At 69.7% G+C, this 20,528-nt stretch carries 18 protein-coding genes; 14 read left to right on the top strand and 4 right to left on the bottom strand.

Features of this window, described 5'->3' with window-relative positions; translation table 11 throughout:
* Nucleotides 1-68 precede the first annotated feature (68 nt).
* The 13 genes from KME78_RS21035 (at nt 69) to KME78_RS20975 (ending at nt 15,730) form a co-directional block, all read left to right on the top strand.
* Complete coding sequence (locus KME78_RS21035) at nt 69-1,550, top strand: aldehyde dehydrogenase family protein (RefSeq protein WP_219530794.1); 1,482 nt, start codon at nt 69-71, stop codon at nt 1,548-1,550.
* A 101-nt stretch (nt 1,551-1,651) separates the two neighbouring features.
* On the top strand, nt 1,652-2,314 hold the full coding sequence (wrbA, locus tag KME78_RS21030; protein ID WP_219530793.1) for an NAD(P)H:quinone oxidoreductase: 663 nt from the start codon (nt 1,652-1,654) through the stop codon (nt 2,312-2,314).
* Nucleotides 2,311-3,003: a DsbA family oxidoreductase gene (locus KME78_RS21025; RefSeq protein WP_219530792.1), complete on the top strand. Its 693-nt coding sequence runs from the start codon at nt 2,311-2,313 to the stop codon at nt 3,001-3,003. Before wrbA ends, KME78_RS21025 begins: the two co-directional genes overlap by 4 nt.
* Nucleotides 3,004-3,399: 396 nt before the next feature.
* Complete coding sequence (locus KME78_RS21020) at nt 3,400-4,875, top strand: APC family permease (RefSeq protein ID WP_219530791.1); 1,476 nt, start codon at nt 3,400-3,402, stop codon at nt 4,873-4,875.
* Nucleotides 4,876-4,934: 59 nt separating this feature from the next.
* A complete protein-coding gene (locus tag KME78_RS21015) occupies nt 4,935-6,887 on the top strand; it encodes a primary-amine oxidase (protein ID WP_219530790.1) in 1,953 nt (650 codons plus the stop codon).
* A gap of 248 nt (nt 6,888-7,135) precedes the next feature.
* Entirely contained in the window at nt 7,136-8,710 is a 1,575-nt protein-coding gene (locus KME78_RS21010; protein WP_308127051.1) for an acetolactate synthase large subunit, read from the top strand.
* An 8-nt stretch (nt 8,711-8,718) separates the two neighbouring features.
* Nucleotides 8,719-10,230 carry an aldehyde dehydrogenase family protein gene (locus KME78_RS21005; protein WP_219530789.1) on the top strand — a complete coding sequence of 504 codons (1,512 nt, stop codon included), beginning with the start codon at nt 8,719-8,721 and terminating at the stop codon, nt 10,228-10,230.
* Nucleotides 10,231-10,256: 26 nt separating this feature from the next.
* Complete coding sequence (locus KME78_RS21000; protein WP_219530788.1) at nt 10,257-11,051, top strand: SDR family NAD(P)-dependent oxidoreductase; 795 nt, start codon at nt 10,257-10,259, stop codon at nt 11,049-11,051.
* Between the two features lie 23 nt (nt 11,052-11,074).
* Entirely contained in the window at nt 11,075-12,097 is a 1,023-nt protein-coding gene (locus KME78_RS20995; RefSeq protein ID WP_219530787.1) for a WD40/YVTN/BNR-like repeat-containing protein, read from the top strand.
* 10 nt (nt 12,098-12,107) lie between these two features.
* Nucleotides 12,108-12,605 (top strand): VOC family protein, encoded by a 498-nt coding sequence (locus KME78_RS20990; protein ID WP_219530786.1) that lies wholly within the window; start codon nt 12,108-12,110, stop codon nt 12,603-12,605.
* Nucleotides 12,606-12,621: 16 nt separating this feature from the next.
* Nucleotides 12,622-13,224: an amino acid synthesis family protein gene (locus tag KME78_RS20985; protein ID WP_219530785.1), complete on the top strand. Its 603-nt coding sequence runs from the start codon at nt 12,622-12,624 to the stop codon at nt 13,222-13,224.
* Nucleotides 13,225-13,232: 8 nt separating this feature from the next.
* A complete protein-coding gene (locus tag KME78_RS20980) occupies nt 13,233-14,102 on the top strand; it encodes an alpha/beta fold hydrolase (protein WP_219530784.1) in 870 nt (289 codons plus the stop codon).
* Nucleotides 14,099-15,730, top strand: coding sequence for a bifunctional 3-(3-hydroxy-phenyl)propionate/3-hydroxycinnamic acid hydroxylase (locus KME78_RS20975; protein ID WP_219530783.1), 1,632 nt, complete (start codon nt 14,099-14,101; stop codon nt 15,728-15,730). Before KME78_RS20980 ends, KME78_RS20975 begins: the two co-directional genes overlap by 4 nt.
* An 88-nt stretch (nt 15,731-15,818) precedes the next feature.
* Here KME78_RS20975 and KME78_RS20970 read toward each other — a convergent pair whose 3' ends face one another.
* Both KME78_RS20970 and KME78_RS20965 read right to left on the bottom strand, forming a co-directional pair.
* Entirely contained in the window at nt 15,819-16,718 is a 900-nt protein-coding gene (locus KME78_RS20970) for an aminoglycoside phosphotransferase family protein (protein ID WP_219530782.1), read from the bottom strand.
* Nucleotides 16,719-16,803: 85 nt separating this feature from the next.
* Nucleotides 16,804-17,283: a MarR family winged helix-turn-helix transcriptional regulator gene (locus tag KME78_RS20965; protein ID WP_219530781.1), complete on the bottom strand. Its 480-nt coding sequence runs from the start codon at nt 17,281-17,283 to the stop codon at nt 16,804-16,806.
* 113 nt (nt 17,284-17,396) lie between these two features.
* On the opposite strand from KME78_RS20965, the gene KME78_RS20960 reads away from it, so the two are divergent.
* Nucleotides 17,397-18,491: an epoxide hydrolase family protein gene (locus KME78_RS20960; protein ID WP_219530780.1), complete on the top strand. Its 1,095-nt coding sequence runs from the start codon at nt 17,397-17,399 to the stop codon at nt 18,489-18,491.
* On the opposite strand, the gene KME78_RS20955 is transcribed toward KME78_RS20960, so the two are convergent.
* Nucleotides 18,484-20,052, bottom strand: coding sequence for a multicopper oxidase family protein (locus KME78_RS20955; protein ID WP_246651479.1), 1,569 nt, complete (start codon nt 20,050-20,052; stop codon nt 18,484-18,486). The genes KME78_RS20960 and KME78_RS20955 overlap by 8 nt on opposite strands.
* Complete coding sequence (locus KME78_RS20950; RefSeq protein WP_219530779.1) at nt 20,045-20,449, bottom strand: hypothetical protein; 405 nt, start codon at nt 20,447-20,449, stop codon at nt 20,045-20,047. Before KME78_RS20950 ends, KME78_RS20955 begins: the two co-directional genes overlap by 8 nt.
* Nucleotides 20,450-20,528: the final 79 nt, after the last annotated feature.

Genomic DNA, 20,528 nt, shown 5'->3' with positions numbered 1-20,528 from the left:
TGACGGTCCTCCGGCTCCGTGACTATCGTGCGCGTACGACTATCGGCCAAAAAGAACGGTAATCGAACATGATAGTACGTGCTGAAGCCGAACGGCTGGCCCTGAAGGTGCCCACCGAGCCGTATTACGCGGGACGGTGGGGTGTCACCCGAGGCGTGGGCACGTTCGACGTGGTCGATCCCGTGACAGAGCGACGGCTCATGACGGTTCAGGCGGCCGGCCCCGCCGAGGTCGACTCGGCCGTCTCCTTCGCGCGATCGGCCTTGGACGACGGCGCGTGGGGACGGACGGATGGCGCCACCAGGGGCCGGTTGCTCAACCGGGTGGCCGACCTGCTCGAGGAGCGCAGCGAAGAGTTCGCCGCACTGGAGTCGCTCGACGTCGGCAAGCCGGGCTTCGAGCCCCGCGCGATCGATCTTCCCCAGTCGGTTCGGACCTTCCGTCACTTCGCCGGCTGGGCGGACAAGGTGGAGGGACGCTCCATCCCGACGTCCGGCTACATGGGACGGCCCACGGTCAGCTACACGGTCCGTGAACCGGTCGGGGTCGTCGCCGCGATCACGCCGTGGAACTCGCCGACGATGATCGCGGCATGGAAGATCGCACCCGCCCTCGCCGCCGGGTGCGCGGTCATCCTGAAGCCTCCGGAGGAGGCGCCGCTGACATCGCTGCTGCTGGCGTCACTGATCGAAGAGGCCGGATTCCCTCCAGGGGCGTTCAGTGTGCTTCCCGGCCAGGGAAGCGTGACCGGCCAGCTCCTCATCGATCACCCGGGCGTCGACAAGATCTCTTTCACCGGAAGTCCTGAGACGGGCTACAAGGTGGCGGTCGCCGCGGCGAAGGGGTTCCGTCGCATCACTCTCGAACTGGGCGGGAAGAGCCCGCAGATCGTCTTCGCGGACGCCGGCCTCGACGCGGCGGCCGAGGGCGTGGCCGTCGGCATCTTCGCCAACCAGGGGGAGGTGTGCGCCGCAGGCAGCCGCATTCTGGTGGCCCGCGCCGTCTACGACGAGGTCGTGGAGCGTCTGGTGACCAGGGCGCGCGGCGTGCAGCTCGGCGATCCGTTCGACGAGGGCACGACGATGGGGGCTCTCATCAACGCGCGGCAGCTCGAACGCGTGTCCCGGTACATCGAGGCGGGCGTCGCGGACGGCGCGCGGTGCGTCGTCGGGGGTGGCCGGCCGGGACGTCCGGGCTACTTCGTCGAACCGACCCTGTTCGCCGACGCGACGAACTCGATGACCATCGCCCGAGAAGAGATCTTCGGCCCAGTCGGCACGATCATCCCGTTCGACTCCGAGGAGGAGGCGATCGCGATCGCCAACGACTGTGACTACGCGCTGTCCGCCACCTTGTGGACCTCGGACGTCGGCCGCGCGCACAGGGTGGCGCGCGGCGTCAAGGCGGGTGCGGTCGCGGTGAACGGCTGGTCTCCGCTCGACCCCAGCCTTCCCTGGGGAGGTTCCAAGCTCAGCGGTCAGGGCCGCGAGCTGGGGTGGGCGGGCATCGAGGCGAACACCGAGGAGAAGACCGTGACGATCGTTCTCTGACCTGCGCGGGCCGCCCTGCCCGGAAGGGAAGGCAGGCGGCCGCTCCTTCCCACATCTCACCGCTGATCCCACACATCCCCCCCGCCACTGAAAGGTTCGTCATGTCACCACGTATTCTCGTCGTCTACTACAGCGCCACCGGATCGGTGCACCGCCTCGCGGAAGCCGTCGCCGAAGGGGCCGAATCAGCCGGCGCCGAGGTCCGGCTGCGCCGGGTCGCCGAACTCGCCCCGCCCGAGGCGATCGCCTCGAACGAGGACTGGGCCAAGCACCGTGAGGACGTCGACTCGGTCGTCGACGTGGCCACGCTCGACGACCTCGAATGGGCGGACGGGTACGCCTTCGGGACGCCGACCCGCTACGGCACACCGGCGGCGCAGCTGAAGCAGTTCATCGACTCGGCCAGCAGCATGTGGCATGCGGGTAAGTTGTCCGACAAGCCCGTCACCACGTTCGTGTCCTCGGCCGAGCAGCACGGGGGGCAGGAGTCGACGATCATTTCCCTGAGCAACGTCTTCTACCACTGGGGAGCCGTCATCGTTCCGCTCGGATACACCGACGACGTCGTCTATGCCGCCGGCGGCAACCCTTACGGGACGTCCTGGCCGGCCGGCTTCCCCTCCTCTCCTCCCGACGAGGTGACATTGAGCTGCGCCCGCTACCAGGGCGCACGGCTGGCGAGATTCGCGCGACTGCTCGCGTCGGAACGGATGGAGCTGTCCGGCGCGTCAGAGGGGAGCGAGATGGGAGATCGGGTTCGGTGACGCGGCGAGTCGACATCTGGTCGGACATTCACTGTCCCTGGGCCCTGATCGCGGTCCACCGGCTGCGGCGGGCCCGGGCCCGCCTGGGCGCCGAGGTCGTCTTCGTCCCGCGGGCGTGGCCACTGGAATGGGTCAATCGCCGCGGGACCCCCAGGGACATCCTCTCGGTCGAGGTCGCCGCGCTTGCCTCGCACGAGCCGGAGCTGTTCAACGCCTATGCGGGGGAGTCGTGGCCTTCGACGTTCCTGCCGGCGTTCGAACTGGTGGCGGCGGCCGCCCGGACGGGTGGGGCCGAGCTCGCGGAGCATGTCGACTACGCCCTCAGAATCGCGTTCTTTCGGGATTCGGTGGATGTCAGCATCGAGGCCGGCCTGCGCCGATCCCTGGACATCGCTCTCGAGTACCGACGCGACTGCGACGTGGAAGGCATCATGTCCGCCTGGCGTACGCAAAACGTCCGAGCGGACGTCGTGCGGGACTTCACCGAAAGCCAGGGCGTGCGAATCCAGGGCAGCCCGCAGATCGTCTGGCCCGATGGAACCTCCGTTCACAACCCTGGAATGACCGATCATCACTGGAGTGGCGGGCTGGTGCGGATCACCTCGACGGATCCGATGGAGCCCGGCCGCCTGTTGGCAGAGTCCCTTTGCCGCGACGCGGCAGACCCTCCCGGGCCGCCGCGCCGATAGCCGACCGCACCGGACGGCTGCGCCGCTCTTGCCATAAAGCTCACCTATCTTCGCGATATAGGCTTAACGCGACAATTCGGGCGAGGTGTGACGTCGTCCGTTATCCGCACCTGCACCTGGTGGATCGCGAGGTGCTCGAACTCTTTGCTCCGCCACCCGCCGCGGCTGACCCGCACGAAGCCGCACCCCTGGAAGCCGCACCCCTGCTCCGGCATGCGATGCGTGCGGCTCGCGAGGCGGCCTTGGCCGATTTCTCATCGCGATTTCCAGGGGTTGACACCCTCTGGCCAGCGGGCGCACGATACGTCCAGTAATCGAACAATCTGCACGATTATCGGACAAATCAGGGACTCATCCTTCCGCGTGAAGACGCACGATCCCAAGGAGCTGCTCCGGATGACGCCAACCCCTGACAACACCCAGCTCGCGCAGGGACACCTCTCCCTGCTCGGCGTGCTCACCCAGTCCATCGGATTCCTTGGCCCCGTCTTCTCCATCGCAGCGCTCATGCCCCTGGTCGTCGGGCTGTCGGCGACCGGCCGCGGTGCCGGCGTCGCGACCCCCGCCGCCATCCTGATCGCCGCTGTGGGCATGGCGGGAGTGGGCTGGATCATCGCCCAGTACGCCAAGCGCATCCACCTGTGCGGCTCGCTCTACGACTATGTCAGTCTCAGCGCCGGTCCCCGAGCCGGTCTCATCGGCGGCTGGCTCTACTACGGCGCGATGCTGGTCCTCGCGGCCGCGACCTTCCTCCTGCTCGGCGGCCTCACGCAGGATCTCCTGCACGGCCTGCTGTCGGTCGACGTGCCGTGGTGGCTGCTGTCGCTCGGCTACGTGGCGATCGTCGTGGCCGTGCTCGTGATCGGCGTCCAGATCTCGATCCGCACGCAGCTCACCCTCGCGTTGCTGTCGATGGCGGTCGTGCTCGCCTTCTCGGTACGCATCATCCTCGCCGGCGGCCAGGGCGGGCACAGCCTGTCCGCGGCCCCTTTCAACCCGCTCTCCGTGGGTGGACTGGACCTTCTGTACGGCGTGCTCTACGGCATCAACATGTTCATCGGGTTCGAGTCCGCGGCCAACCTCGCCGAGGAGACGGCCGAACCGAAGCGGCACATCCCGCGGGCGGTCCTGCTGTCGCTCATTATCGCCGGGGCCTTCTACCTGGTGACCGCGTATGCCCAGGACATCGGATTCGGCCTGGACGCGGCGGCGTGGAAGAACAGCGTCTTCCCCCTGCAGGCTCTGGCGTCGGGCACCGAGTTCGGCTCCACCGTATTCGGCAACCTCGTGTCGCTCCTGGTCATCCTCGACGTCGTCGCGGTCGCGATCGGAGTGGGCGTCGCGGTGACCCGCGGGATGCTCTCGATGGCCCGCGAACAGCGGCTCCCGAAAGCCCTCGCCGTCGTCCACCCCCGATACCGTACGCCGGCCCGTGCCGCCGCTCTCCTCGGCGTCGTCTCGGTGGTCTGTGTCGTGGTGGTCGTGATCGGTGACGGACTCTTCTCCCGGGCGACCGGACAGCCGGGCGTCCTCCAGCCGCAGTGGGCTCCGATGTTCGGCTGGATGGCGGGCTTCGGTGGGACGGGCCTGGCCCTGATGTACCTCGTGGTGAGCGTGACAGGTGTCAAGGGCCTGTGGGGCCAGGTCAGCAGGGGCAGGCTGGTGGTCGCCGCCGGTGCCGGAGTGACGGTCGCGGCGGGCGCGGTGTTCGGCGCCTTCTACAAGGCGGCGAGCCCGCTGGACACCATCCCATGGGCTCTGCTCGTGTGGATCGCGCTCGGCACGCTCTGGTCGTACGTCGCGCTGCGCCGGCGGGCCGGGGTGGTCGAGGTCGATGGAGGGGTCGCCCAGGCCGCCCCCGCAGGAGAATGACGGTCCCGGCGCCACATGAGGCATCGCACCGTCGCCACGACAATGAAGAGGAACCGGTGATGACGACAGCGCGCGCCACGGCGCACCCCTACGACCCGCTGACCGCCGAGGAGATCGAACGGGCCGTGCACGCCGTACGTTCGGACCGACCCGATCTCGGCTCGCCGAGGTTTCCGCTGGTGCGGCTGGACCCTCCGGACAAGGAGGCCGTACGGCGCCATGACCCGTCGCGGCCCGTCGCGCGATCGGCGTTCCTGGCCGTATACGACCGCGACGCCGGGGCCACCTACGAAGCCCGTGTGGATCTCGCGCGGAACGTCGTGACCTCCTGGAAGCACGTGCCGGGAGTGCAGCCGCCGATCATGATCGAGGAGATCCTCGCCCTCGAGGACATCGTGAAGAACGACGACGCCTCGATCGCCGCGCTCGCCCGCCACGGGGTCGACGATCTGTCCCTGCTTCAGCTCGACCCCTGGTCGACGGGCACCCTGCCGATCGAGGGCGTGGACACCCGGCGCCGCGTCATCCGGGCCAGTGCCTACGTCCGGCGCTTCAAGGAGGACAACGGCTACGCGCGTCCCGTCGGAAACCTCGTGTTCGTGATCGACTGCGACGCCCGCTCCGTCGCCGCGATCATCGAAGGAGAGCCCGTTCCGCTGCCGCCCGAGAGCGGCAACTACGACGTCGGCAGCGTCGGCCCGTTGCGCGACGACCTGCGTCCCATCGAGATCGTCCAGCCGGAGGGCCCGTCGTTCACCGTGTCGGGCAACGTGATCGAGTGGCAGCGCTGGCGGCTCCACGCGCACGTCGACGCCGTGGAAGGCCTGGTCATCAGCGACGTCTCCTACCAGGACGGCGATCGGCGGCGATCTGTCCTGCACCGGGCGAGCATCGGCGAGATGGTCGTGCCCTACGGCGACACCAGCGAAGACTTCTACTTCAGGAACGTCTTCGACGCCGGCGAGTACAACCTGGGCAAGACCGTCGGGTCACTCAGCCTGGGATGTGACTGCCTGGGCGAGATCCGTTACCTCGACGCGGTGCTCGCCGACGAGTCCGGCAGCCCGCACACCGTGACCAACGCCATCTGCCTGCACGAGGAGGACTACGGCATCCTCTGGAAGCACTGGGACTTCCGCTATGTCGAGCGGGCGGAGGTCAGGCGCTCCCGCCGGATGGTCGTGTCGGCCATCCACACGATCGGCAACTACGAGTACGGCTTCTTCTGGTACTTCTACCTCGACGGAACGATCCAATTCGAAGCGAAGCTGACCGGCATCGTTCAGACACGCGCGATCGCCCCGGGCGAGGTTCCCGGATACGGCACCCTCGTCGCGCCGCAGCTGGACGCGCCCAACCACCAGCACCTGTTCAACATGCGTCTGGACATGGAGGTCGACGGCCCGGGGAACTCCGTCGTCGAGGTCGACGCCGTCGGCCTCCCCGTCGGACCGGACAATCCTCACGGCAACGCGATCGTGGCCCGGCAGAGATTGATCGAGAACGAGCGGGACGGGCGGCGCATGTGCGAGCCTCGCGCGGCCCGGACCTGGAAGATCGTCAACCCGGACGTGCGGAACCGCTTCGGGCAGCCGGTCGCGTACAAGCTGGTGCCCTTCGTCGGGCCGACGCTGCTCGCGGCCCCGACGAGCGATCTGGCCCGCCGCGCGGAGTTCGCCCGGGCGCACCTGTGGGTGACCCGCTACAGCCCCGACGAGTTGCACCCTGCCGGTGACTACCCGAACCAGCATCCCGGGGACGGGATCGGGGAGTGGGTCAAGCAGGAGCGAGACCTCGTGAACACCGACGTCGTGCTGTGGCACACGTTCGGCACCTCTCACCTGCCCCGGCCGGAAGACTGGCCGATCATGCCGTGCGAATACGTCGGCTTCACCCTCAAGCCCGCCGGGTTCTTCGACCGCAACCCCGCGCTGGACGTTCCACCGCCGTCGGGCCATGGCGCGGCACACTGTCACCCGTCGCCGGGCCAGGCTGCTCACGGTGCCACATGACCGGCGGGATCTGGTACGCGGTTGAGCCCTCTCGCCGCCGTCGCCCTCGTCACGGTGGCCCTCCTGGTGTGGGGGCCCACCGTGCCCGAGCGGCGTCAGCCGAGCGGATGACGCCGCCGGCCCTGGCCATCCTCACCCGGGTCGGCTGACCCAAGCTCCGCCAAGGGTTCCTCCAGGCCCTTTCGCGGGCTATGCTTTCCGATAAACGTGCAAAGTGTACGATAATCAGTAAAAGATGGTGAGTGTCAGTGACGATCGACCGCCACACCGCACACGAGAAGCCCACGGGAGCACAGGTTCTCCTGGACGCGGCCGCCGGACGTGGCGTGTCGGTGTGCTTCGCCAACCCCGGGACCACCGAAATGCCGCTCGTCACCGCGCTCGACCGGACCCCCGGGATGCGGGCGGTGCTCGGACTGCACGAGAACGTGTGCACGGGCGCCGCCGACGGATATGCCCGGATCGCCCGACGAGCCGCGCTGACCCTGCTGCACCTTGGGCCGGGGCTCGCGAACGGCCTGGCGAACCTGCACAACGCGCGTCGCGCGCACAGCCCGGTCGTCAACGTCGTGGGTGACCACGCGAGCTGGCACCTGCCCTTCGACGCGCCCCTGACCTCCGACATCGCCGCCCTTGCAAGCACGGTCGGAGCGCACCATGAGATCGTTGATCGAGTCGCGGTCGCCGCGGTGACGCGGCGGGCGATCGATGACGCACATGAACGCCTGGGCGTGTCCACGCTGGTCGTGCCCGCCGATCTCCAGCAGCTGACCGAGCAGGAGCCGCCACAGGAGGAGAAACGCTGTGCCGTCCCCCGGCCCGGCGTCGAAGGGGAGGCCGTGGAGCAGGCCGCCCGCCGCTTGCGGGCCGCCGGCTCCCAGGGTGTTCTCCTCCTGGGCGGAGAGGGTCTGAGCCGCCTGGGCCAGTTCGCCGCGGGCCGGATCTCGGCCGCCACCGGAGCCCGTCTCTACAGCGAGACGTTTCCCGCTCGGGCCGAGCGGGGCGGTGGGCTGCCCCCGATCGACCGCCTGCCGTACTTCCCGGAGACCGCGGTCGAGGCGCTCCGGGACGCCGCAGTGGTGGTGCTGGCCGGGGCCCCCGAACCGGTCGCCTACTTCGGATACGAAGGAATGCCCAGCCGCCTGGCACCTCAGCGGACACTGCACCGGCTCGCGGACGTGGGCCAGGACGTCGAACAGGCGCTGGTCGCACTGGCCGAACTCGTCGGCGTGGAGGATCGGCCCGCGGGCGCGCAGCCGTTGGCCGAGCCCGCACCCGGTGCCGCGCTGACCGGGCAGACCGTCGGCGCCGCCCTGGCGAGCCGGCTGCCGGAGCACGCCATCGTCTCGGTCGAAGGTGGGACCTGCGGCTACCCCTTCTACTCGGCATCGGCCGCGGCAGTGCCCCACACCGTCATGACCAACACCGGTGGCGCTATCGGCCAGGGACTGCCGGCCGCGCTCGGCGCCGCCATCGCCGCACCCGAGCGTCCGGTCATCGCCCTGCAGTCCGATGGCAGCGGCCTGTACACCGCGCAGGCGCTGTGGACCATGGCGCGCGAGTCGGCCGACGTCGTCGTGCTGATCGCCGCCAACCACACCTACAACGTCCTGCGCACCGAGCTCGCCCGCCATGGCAGCACCGAACCGGGTCCCCAAGCCGCGCGGCTGACAAGCCTCGGCGAGCCCGCGATCGACTGGGTGTCGCTCGCGCGGGGTTTCGGAGTCCCGGCGAGCGATGCCACCACCGTCGGCGAGTTGTGCGCCGCGCTCGGCGACGCTCTCCGGGCGCGAGGCCCGCACCTTATCCAGATGACGATGTGAGGATCGCGATGTCGTCCGACACTTCCCTCTCCCAGACAGTGCGGCGGTTCGTGAACCGGCCGCAGCGCATGCTCATCGGCGGCGCATGGGTGGAATCCCGAACCGGCGCGACCTTGGAGTCCATCGACCCGGCGACGGGCCGGAGGCTGACCACCATCGCGCGGGGTGACGGCGCGGATGTCGACCGGGCCGTTCGCGCGGCGCGCGACGCCTTCGAGTCGCCGGCCTGGCGGGACCTCTCCCCACTGGAGCGCGGGCTGCTGCTCAACACCCTGGCGGACCTGATCGAGGCGCATGCCGACGAACTGGCGCTGATCGAGGCGCACGACAATGGCAAGCCCGTCAAGGTGGCCAGGGCCGTGGACGTCGGCTCCAGCGCGAAGCTGTTCCGATACTTCGCCGGATGGCCGAGCAAGTTCGAGGGCAGCACCGTCCCGGTGTCGCCACGAGGCGGGCTGAAGATCCTCAACTACACGGTGCACGAGCCCGTCGGTGTGGTCGGCGCCATCGTCCCGTGGAACTTTCCCATGTCGATGGCCTGCTGGAAGCTGGCCCCCGCGCTGGCCACAGGTAACACGGTGGTGCTGAAACCGGCCGAGGAGACGTCGCTGTCCACGCTGCGACTGGCCGAGCTCATCCAGGAGGCGGGCTTCCCGGACGGGGTCGTCAACGTGGTCACCGGCACCGGTGCCGAGGCCGGCGCCGCGATCGCCGGCCATGCGGGTGTCGACAAGATCGCCTTCACCGGCTCCACCGAGGTCGGGCGGCTCGTCGCACGAGCCGCCACGGGCAACCTGAAGAAGGTGTCGCTGGAGCTGGGCGGGAAGTCGCCGCACATCGTCCTGCCGGACGCCGACCCCGCGCAGGTCGCGGAGGCGGCGGCGGACGCGATCTTCTTCAACCAGGGGCAGACGTGCACCGCGGGGTCGCGCCTGTACGTGCACAAGCGCATCTACGACGAGGTGATGGCCGCGCTGGTCGAGCGCGCCCGCCGCATCGTGGTGGGGCCCGGCACCGATCCGGGCACCGAGATGGGCCCGCTGGTGTCGGCGAAGCAGCTCGCTCGGGTGGGGGAGTACATCGCCTCCGGCCGGCAGGAGGGCGGCGCGCTGGCCACCGGTGGCGGACGCCCGGACGGGCTCGGCGAGGACCACCGCGACGGTTTCTTCCTGCAGCCGACGATCTTCGTCGAGACCGACCATTCGATGCGGGTGGTGCGCGAGGAGATCTTCGGCCCGGTCCTGGTCGCGATGGAGTGGGACGACATCGACGATCTCGTCGCCAAGGCCAACGACACCCCCTACGGCCTTTCCGCCGGAGTGTGGACGCACGACCTGAAGTCGGCCCATCGCATCGCGGCGGCGATCCGGGCCGGAACGGTGTGGGTCAACTGTTACAACCTCACCGATCCAGGCTCTCCCTTCGGCGGCTACAAGCAGTCCGGCTGGGGACGGGAGATGGGCCGCGAGGTGCTCGAGCACTACACCGAGACCAAAAGCGTGTGGGTGAACCTCACGTGAGAACACCGGACCAGGAGAGGAACGTCGTGGATCTCGAGCTTCGCGGGAGGGTCGCCGTCGTCACCGGCGGCGCGCTCGGCATCGGCAGGGCCGTGGCCCGTGAGCTGGTGAGGGAAGGCGTCACGGTGGTCATCGCCGCTCGGCGGCGGCACCTCCTCGAGGACACCGCCAAGCAGATCGAGGCCGAACTCGGCGGACGCGTCGTGCCGCTCGTCGCCGACACCACCAGCACCGAATCGGTGCGCGCCATGATGGACGAGGCGGCCGGCGAACTGGGCCGCGTCGACATCCTCGTCAACGGGGCCGCCGCGCCGTCGGGCCTGGTGCGCAACTCGGTCGACGAGGCCGACCCCGACCTCCTGCTGACCGACCTGAACACCAAGGTCGTCGGCTACTTCCGGTGTGCGCAGGCGGCCGCGCCGCACATGCGGAAACTCGGCTACGGGCGCATCCTCAACATCGGCGGGCTGACCGGCCGGTCCAGCCACGCCCTGTCCGGAATGCGCAACCTCGCCGTCGTGCACATGACCAAGGCCCTGTCGGACCAGCTCGGCCCGTTCGGGATCACTGTGAACACGGTGCACCCCGGGGTGGTGGAGACCGAGCACATCCACGAACTGTATGCGAAGGAAGCCGTCAAACAGGGCATCACACCGCAGCAGGTCGAGCAGAACTTCATCGATCGGACGCCCATCCGCCGGGTCCTGACCGCGCAGGAAGTGGCCCGCACGCTGTGCTTCCTGGCCTCGCCGCAGGCCGGCGGCATCACGGGTGAATCGCTCGGCATCGACGGCGGGCTCACCCGCGGCATTTTCCTCTGAACCCTCGACCAAGGAGCATCGCCATGGAAGGAACGATTCTCGTGGCAACCGCCGGACAGGGCGTGCTGTCCAGCGCGGACGACGGCAGAACCTGGTACCGGATCCCGCCGGGGCAGGAGGTGGAGTTCGACGCGGTGGTGCGGTGCCTGGCCGTCCACCCCGCCGATCCACAGGTGATCTACGCCGGGGCCGACGTTGGCCTGGTCCGCAGCGACGACACCGGCGTGACGTGGCACCGTGTCGACTCCCCGATGAACGGCATGCACATCTGGTCGCTGGCCATCGACCCCGACGATCCCGACCGCATGCTCGCCGGGACCGGCGCCCCCTCCCGCGCGGCGGTGTTCCGCACCGCCGACGCCGGGAAGAGCTGGGACCGGCTCCCCCCTGAGATTCCCGAGTTCTGCGCCGGCGTCAACCGCCCGCGCATCCTCACGGTGGCGTGGGATCACGTCGACACCGGGGGTGCGTGGTTCGGCGTCGAAGAGGGCGGCTTGTGGCGCACGCACGACCGGGGTGACACCTGGCAGCGCGTGGACGGCACCCCCGCGTCGCTGCCTGACGGGGTCACCAACTCCGACATCCACTGCATCGTGGTCCTCGCCGGTCCGCCCAAGACCATCGTGGTCGCCGTCGTCAACGCGCTGTTCGTCAGCCAGGACGACGGCCGGACCTGGACCCGGCAGGACACCCGCCGGAAGTACGGAATCTATTACACCCGCCTGGTGATGCCGATCCCCGGTACCGACGAACTCCTGCTCGGCATCGGCGACGCGACACCCGGCACGATGACGAAGATCCTCTACTCGACCGACCTCGCGCAGACCTGGACCGAGGCCGAGCTCGACACCCCGGCCAACTCCACGGTGTGGGCGTTCGGCACCCACCCGGCCGACCCTTCGACGGTCTTCGCCGGCACCAAGTACGGCCACCTCCTGCGGTCCACCGACGCCGGACGGACCTGGACCAAGGAATGGCGCGAGTTCCCCGAAATCACCGACGTGGCATGGACCCCGGCCGTTGCCGCGGGTCCCGGTGCCCACTAAGGAGGCAACGTTGACGACCAAGAACGACGCATCGCAGTCCACGAACGACGCCGTGAAACCACGCGTGCGGCGCACCCACCTGTCGCTGTTCGTCGCCGACCCCGAGGCCTCGGCGAAATGGTACGAGGACGTGCTCGGCATGGAGGTCACCGCACGAGGGCCGGAATGGGTCTTCCTCTCCTACGGGCTCAAGCACCACGACATCGCGCTGATCCGCGCCGAGGACGGTGCCCGGCCCGGCGGCATCGGGCTCCAGCACTACGGCCTGGAGATCGACGGTGACCTGGACGAGTTGCGCCGCCTGTACGGCATGCTGCTCAGCAAGGGTGTGCCCGTGGTGAAGACCACCGACCACAAGGTGGGTTTCGGGGTGTATTTCACCGACCCGGACGGCAACCGCTTCGAGTTCTTCTGCGAAACCGTGCAGGACGACGAGGAAGGCAAGCGGATCCTCGGCGCGCACAACGCGCCGAGCGAGACCGTCGATCTCGATCCGCTCTACACCTGATCACTGGAGAGACCTCATGCGCGACCCGAATTTCGAGGGTTACCACATCCGTAAGTGGTTCACCTCCATCGAGGACACCCTGGCCACCGAGACCGGCGCCCTCGCCGACGGCGAGCCGGTGCGGAAGATCGTCATCGCCGCGGCGATCCACAACCCCTACGCGGGCCGGTACAGCGAATCCCTCGACGAGATCGTGGGCCGCTCGGCCGCGCTCGGCCTGGAGTTCGGCCGCCGGGTCAAGTCGGGGGCCGAAGGCCGGCCGATCGAGAGCTACGGCAAGGCCTGCCTGGTGGGCGTCAACGGCGAGTACGAGCACGGCAACGCCTTCCTCACCCAGGTGTTCGCCGACCCGGTCCGGGAGGCGGTCGGCGGCGGGAAGTCCTGGGTGCCCTCCACCGGCAAGCGCGCCGCTCCCGGCACGAGCATCGACGTGCCGCTCGCGCACAAGGACGCCCTCTACGTGCGCTCGCACTACGACACCGTCACCGTGACCTTCACCGACGCGCCCGCTCCGGACGAGGTGGTGGCGATCTTCGCCTTCGCCACCCGGGGCCGGCTGCACGCGCGCCTCGGCGGGCTGACGGCCGGTGCGATCGAGGGCCGAGACGGGCTGCGGTGAGCGTGGCCGTGCCGACGAAGCCGACCGCGGGCGCCGACCGGTTCACCACGCTGAACGGTCTTCGCGCGCACTACGTGGAGTGGGGCGAGCCGGACGCGCCCCCGATCGTGCTGCTGCACGGGCTGCGAAGCTATGCGCGGACGTGGGAGGCGGTGGCGGCGGCGCTGGCCGATCGCCATCGGCTCATCGCCCTGGACCATCGGGGCCGCGGCGACAGCGCCTGGGACCCGGCGGGGGAATACGTCACCGATGCCTACGTCAGCGACCTCGAACAGCTCGTAGACGCGTTGGACCTGCGGCGCTTCACGCTCGTCGGTCATTCCATGGGCGGCACCAACGCGATCGTCTACGCGGCACGGCGCCCGGAGCGGGTCCGGCTCGCGCTGATCGAGGACATCGGGCCGGGTTCGTCGGCGTCCGGCGCGGGCGCGGAGCGGATCAGGCGTGAACTCGAGCGGACGCCGCGTGCGTTCGCCGGACGGGACGAGGCGCGCGCGTACTGGCGGAGCGTGCGCCCGGACGTCTCGCAGGCCGCGCTCGACTCCCGCGTCGACAACACGGTCCATGCGGCCGCCGACGGCACGTGGGTGTGGAAGTTCGATGTCGAGGGCATCGCGCGAGCGCGGCTGGATCCCGAACCCGGCCGCTCGGTGGACCTGTGGCCGCACGTCGAGGCGCTGCGGTGCCCGACGCTGGTGCTGCGCGGTGCGCGGTCTGACTTCCTGCCCGCCGAGACGTGCGCGGAGATGGCCGCCCGCCAGCCGCTGATCACCTGGGAGGAGATTCCCGAGGCCGGGCATTACGTGCACGACGACAACCCGGCCGGCTACCTGGCCGTGCTGCTGCGGTTCCTGGACCGGCATCGGGGCCTGCTGTGACCCCCACACTGCGGACCCAGGTCGCCGTGGTCGGCGCCGGCCCGGCAGGCGCCACCCTCGCGAACTTCCTCGGCATGTACGGCGTGGACGCCCTGCTCATCGAGCGCTCCCCTGAGATCATCGACTACCCGCGCGCGGTCGGCATGGACGATGAATCCCTGCGCAGCTTCCAGGCCGTGGGCCTGGCCGACGAGCTGATCAAGAACATGATCCAGAACGTGCCGCTGCGGTTCTTCGACGCCCGCAACCAGTGCTTCGCCGACGTTCGCCCGGCCACGCGCGAGTACGGCTGGTCCCGGCGCAATATCTTCATGCAACCCACCTGCGAAGAAACGCTGCGCCGCGGCCTGGACCGGTTCCCCTCCGTGCGGGTGCTGCTCGGGCATGAGGTCGTCCGGCTGGAGCAGGACGGCGACGGGGTCGAGCTCCACGTCCACGCTTCCGGAGACGAGACCCTGCGCGTCCGCGCCGAGTACGTGGTCGGCGCCGACGGAGGCCGCAGCACCGTCCGCGAACTGCTGGGCGTGGAACTGGAGGGCGACACACATCCGCACAAGTGGGTGGTCGTCGAGTGCGACAACGACCCCCTCGAGGCCCAGTACACCGGGTTGCACTGCGATCCGGCACGGCCGTACGTCTGCGTGCACCTACCGCACGACTTCCGGCGCTGGGAGTTCATGCTGTTCCCCGGCGAGGACGCCGATGAGATGCTCAAGACCGACAAGGTGCACGAGCTACTCGGTCACCATGTCGAGGACCCGACGCGGCTGAACATCATCCGGGCACGCGTCTACACCCACCACTCGCGCATCGCACGAAGGTTCACCGTCGGCCGCGTGTGCCTCGTCGGCGACGCCGCCCACCTCATGCCGCCCTGGGCGGGTCAGGGGATGAACACCGGCATCCGCGACGTCACCAACGTCGCCTGGAAGATCGCCGCGGCCGTCAGGCAGCACGCCGATCCCGGCATCCTGGCCACCTACGACACCGAGCGGCGCCCCCACGCGCAGGCGATGATCGACCTGTCGACCACGCTCGGCCGCATCCTGTCACCCACCAACCGCCTGGTGGCGACCGCGCGCGACCTGTTCTTCCGCGCCGTCGTGCGAGCGCCGGTGATGCGCGACTGGGTCCTGCAGATGCGGTTCAAGCCGATGCCGCAGTACACCGACGGCGTCGTGGTCCCCGACGGGCACGGCCGTCGGTCGCCGGTCGGGCGCATGTTCATCCAGCCTTTGGTCGAGAACGCCGAGGGTGACGTCCTGCGCCTGGACGACGTGCTCGGCCCCTGGTTCGCGCTGGTCGGCTTCGGCGCCGACCCGGCCGAGCACCTCTCCGGCGCCCAGCGCGACTACCTCATCCCGCTCGGCGCCACCTTCGTCAAGGTCGTGGACTCGCGCGCCGGGCTGGCGCGGCGCGCTACCGTCCACCCACGGACGCAGGTCGTCGAGGACCTCGAGGGGCACCTGCGCGAGTGGTTCACCCGGCACTCCACACGCTTCGTCGTCATCCGCCCCGACCGGTACGTCGCGGCGACAGCCGACCGGGCCGGACTCGGCCAGGCCGTGGACCGGCTACGCCGGCTGCTCCGACCACCCGGTACCGGTACCGAGAAGGAGGAATCGTGATCGTGGAAGAGCTCACTGACCCTGTCCCGCGTTGCCTCAGGACATGTCGGCCCGGGGGCCTTCCGGCGGCCCAAAGTCCGTACAGGCTCTAGCCGATGAGGGCCTCGGTGATCTGACGGGTGGTCTGCGCGGCGATCCTCGGGCTGACGGCGGCATAGGCGGTGTAGGCGTTCAGGCCGGTGGCGAGGGCCCAGCCGCGGCCCCGGGTCCAGGTGGCGTCGTCCACGCCGAGCGTGGACCGGAAGACGGCCCGGCTGCCGGCCGACATCAGGGTGAAGGCGATGGTCAGGTCACAGGCCGGATCGCCGATGCCGAGCTCGCCGAAGTCGATGACCGCGCTGAGACGGCCGTCGACGGTCAGCAGGTTGCCGGTGTGGAAGTCGCCGTGGAACCAGACCGGAGGGCGATCCCATCCGGGGGCGTTCAGGGCCGCGTTCCACAGTTCGGTCATGGCGGTGGCGTCGAACACGCCGCCGACCTCCGCGATGGCGGCCCGCGTCGCGCGGTCCCGGGCGGCCAGCGGCCGGCCGGTGAGGTCCTCGCGAGCCTCCAGGGGCTGAACGTCCTCGGGCCTGAACCGCTGAAGGGCGGCCAGGAACTCCGCCAGTTCGACGGCGGCCGTGGACGAGTCGGCCAGTGCCTCGACGGTCGCCACCTCGCCCGCCAGCCAGCGGGACACCGCCCACCGCCACGGATAGCCGAAGTCGGGCTCACCCACTCCCACCGGCACCGGGACGGCCAGGGGCAGTCGCGGGCCGAGCCGGGGGAGCCACTCAAGTTCCTTCGCGGCCTGCCCGACGGCGCCGGCGTGGCGGGGCAGCCGGACGGACAACTGCTCGCCGAGCCGGTAGATCACATGGTCCGAGCCGGCTGGATCGAGCAGGTCCAGAGGCAACGAGGCCCACTGCGGGAACTGCGTGTCGACCAGCCTCCTGGCCAGTGCGGCATTGATCGTGGGGCGGGTGTCCGCGGTCCTCGAGGTCGCCAAGAGCAGCTCCTGCGATCGGCCCACTCCGATGCGGCGGGCGGCCGGACCATCACAGTGCATCGTGGGTTCGCTTGTCGACCAGATTTCAGCGCCATGGCTCTTCAGGTGTGCCGGTTCGTCCGTTGTGGTGATCCAACAGCTTCGACAGCAGCTCGGTCAGCCGCTGGCGCTCCTCAGGTGACAGCGGAGCCAGCAGTTCGTCCTGGCTTTCTGCCAGTTGCTTCTCCAGCCGCCGCAGTTGCCGCTTGCCCGCTGAGGTCAGCGAGACGATGTTGCGCCGCCGATCGGAGGGGTCCGGGGCGCGCTCGACCAGTTGGTGATCGGCGAGCTCGTTGATCGTCGCGACCATGTCGCTGAGGTGGATGCCGCTACGGCGGCCCAGCGCGGCCTGGCTGGCCGGGCCGAGCTCCTCCAGCGTCGCCAGCAGGCGGTAGTGGTAGCCGCGGGCGCCGACGGCCGAGAACCCGTCGCCCACCAGGCGGTGCGCGTGGTTGGCGGTCTGGCCGAGCAGCCAGCTGGGCAGGTTCTCCCACCTGGCGGGCGTCTTTTCGGATGGGTTCTCCATGGGACAAGTCTAACGAATCGTTTGGAGCACTAATGATTGTGCTATCGTTTGGCGAGTAAACGTTAGTCGTCCGAACGTTTGGACGCCGAATGAGCCCCTCTGGAGTCAAGACCATGATCACGCCGTTCCGCATCGACATCCCCCAAGCCGATCTCGACGATCTGACCGACCGCCTCTCCCGCACCCGCTGGCCCAACGAGGTCGCCGACGCCGGGTGGGACTACGGTTTCCCGCTGGCGCGGCTCAAGGAACTGGCCGAGTACTGGCGCACCGGCTACGACTGGCGCGAGCACGAGGCCGAGCTCAACGAGCTTCCGCACTTCACCACCGAGATCGAGGGCCAGAACATCCACTTCGTCCACGTCCGGTCTGCGAAGCCGGACGCGCTCGCGCTGGTCCTCACCCATGGCTGGCCCGGTTCGTTCCTGGAGTTCCTCGACATGATCGAGCCGCTGTCGCGCGACTTCCACCTGGTGATCCCGTCCATCCCCGGCTACGGCTTCTCCGGGCCGACCCACGAGCGCGGCTGGGACGCCGTCCGGATCGCGCGGGCGTGGGCCGAGCTGATGCGGCGTCTCGGATACGAGCGCTACGGCGCGCAGGGTGGCGACTTCGGCGCGGGCATCTCCTTGGCGCTCGGCGCGGTGGCACCCGAGCAGGTCGTCGCGGTGCACATCAACTACCTGCCGACCCGGCCGGACCCGGACGCCGGCATCGAGCTGTCCGAAACCGATGAAGCCCGGCTGGACAAGGTCCGGCAGCTGATGGCGAACCGCCCGCCGTACCAGAGTCTGCAGGCCCTCACCCCGCAGACCATCGGCTACGCGCTGACCGACTCACCGGTCGGCCAGCTGGTCTGGATCGCCGAGCGATTCGCGCAGTGGACCGACCCGCGCACGCCGGTCAGCGACGATCGGATGCTCACCGACATCTCGCTGTACTGGCTGACCGCCACCGCGGCCTCCTCGGGGCGGCTGCACCACGACGTTCCCCGCGGGCAGGGCGTGCCGTGCCCGGTGCCGGTCGGCGTGGCGGTGTTGCCGCACGACATCACGCAGTCGGTGCGACCGCTGGCCGAGCGGCTGTACGACATCAGGCACTGGTCGGAGTTCGAGCGCGGCGGCCACTTCGCCGCGATGGAGGTGCCGGAGCTGCTCGCCGAGGATGTCCGGGACTTCTTCCTGTCCTATGCGCGAAATGTCAGATGATCTCGAGGTTGGCCATCATGCCCATGTCCTCGTGCTCGGCGTTGTGACAGTGGAAGAGGTACCGGCCGCGATATCCGTCGAACCGCGTGATGATCTCCACCGACTCGCCCGGCCGCAACGAGACGGTGTCCTTCAGACCCGCATCGTGCGGCAGCGGCGGCCGGCCGCTGCGCGAGAGCACCCGGAAGCCGACCAGGTGCAGGTGGACGGGGTGATGGACGTCGGCGACCAGCCGCCACACCTCGACCTCGCCCAGACCGACGGTGACGTCGGAACGGCCGGGGTCGAACGGCAGCCCGCCGATCAGCCACCCGTGACCACCGTTCATCCGCCCGGTGCGGAAGGCGAACTCGCGCACCCTGACGGCATCCGACCGGCGCCAGGCCGGCAGATCGGCGGAGAGCGTGCGCGGGACGCGGCTGCCGTCGGCGGCGGCGCGCGCGATGCGGAAGGCCATCACGTCGCGGGTACGGCCGGAGCCGAGCCGGTTGACGACTCGGACGCGGCTGCCGATCGCGACGCCGGAGAAGTCGACGATCACGTCGTAGCGTTCGGCCGGTGCGATCGGCAGGACGCGGTGGGTGACCGGCGCCGCGAGCAGTCCCTGGTCGGCGCCGACCTGGACGAGGTCGAGCCGGCGGCCGTCGTCGGTGACCGCTTCGAGCTCGTAGTGGCGGGCGTTGGAGGCGTTCAGGACGCGCAGCCGGTAGCGGGCGGCGTCGGCCTCGTGCTCGGGCCAGGGGGCGCCGTTGACCAGGATCACGTCGCCGAGGACGCCGCCGAGGTACGGGTCGGTCACGCCCGGTCGATCCCGCAGGGCGGGGTAGGCGAGGCTGCCGTCGGCCGCGAACGCCCGGTCGGCGATCATCAGGGGCAGTTCGCGTGGCCCGGCGGGCAGGCCGAGCCCGTCCTCGGCGTCGTCGCGGACGATGTGCAGTCCGGCCAGGCCGCGCCAGATCGCGGGGGCGGTGAAGTCCATCCGGTGATCGTGGTACCAGAGCAGCGTCGGCCGCTGGTCGAGCGGGAAGGTGTAGTCGCGGGTCAGCGTGGTCACTACCGCGCGCGGATCGTGCATGCCGTGCCCCATGTGCATGGCGGTCTCCTGCCGGCCGTCGGGCAGGAGGAGGTCGGTCGGGTAGCCGTCGGAAGCCGCCGGGGTCCGCCCGCCGTGCAGGTGCACGACGGTCGGCACGGGCAGCTCATTGCGGTGCGTCACGGTGACCGGCCGGCCGCGGCGCGACTCGATCGTCGGCCCGGGGAAGGTGCCGTCATAGGTCCACAGCGGCGTCCTGACACCGGGCAGGATCTCCGCGCTCGCTTCGCGCTGGGTGATCGCGTAACGGTCGGCGCCGCCCGAGGCGCTGACCGGCGCCAGTACGGAGGGAATCGGCAGCGGCACCTGGAAAGGCGGCGGCAGCGGTACGGCACTGCGCAACTCGGCGCCGGTGAACGACGGCCTGCGCGCCAGCGCCGCCGAGGCCGACAGCCCGGTGGCCGTCATCAGCCCGAGCGCCCCGCCGATGCCCAGTACCCGCCGCCTGGTCATGTCGCGCTCACGCATCGCGGGCCTCTCGCACTCGCCGGAGCAGGGGTTGGCGCCAGACGGCGATGAACAGCACGACGACCGCGACGACGGTCATCACCCCCAACGGGATGTGCAGCCACAGCGCGCCGTCCAATCCGGCGAAGTACTGCACGGTCTCGGCCGCCACCACCGCCATCGTGGCAACGAACGGCCAGACCTGACGTAGCCGCAGCCACACCACGATCGCCACGATCACCTGCAGGTAGCCGATGGAGGTGACCACGTCGGCGCCGACCGCGTGCGAGCGCAGGCTGTCGAAGTCACCGGTCAGGTACGCCCCGGCGAACACCGGCTGGCCGGCGATCGCCACCACGTGCGCGCTGACGACGGCCCGCAGTGTCCACCCCGTCCGATGCGCGGCAACGGTGAGCATGAGGGATCCTCCTCACTCTGTCTGTCTCATTCGCAAGCGCCTCGACACTATGGCTTGTGCGTTATCTTGCCTAAGATCA

The organism is Nonomuraea guangzhouensis (assembly GCF_019396345.1).
GTDB lineage: Bacteria > Actinomycetota > Actinomycetes > Streptosporangiales > Streptosporangiaceae > Nonomuraea > Nonomuraea guangzhouensis.
The sequence above is the reverse complement of the archived record's forward strand: the minus strand, read 5'-3'. Positions and strand labels throughout refer to the sequence as shown.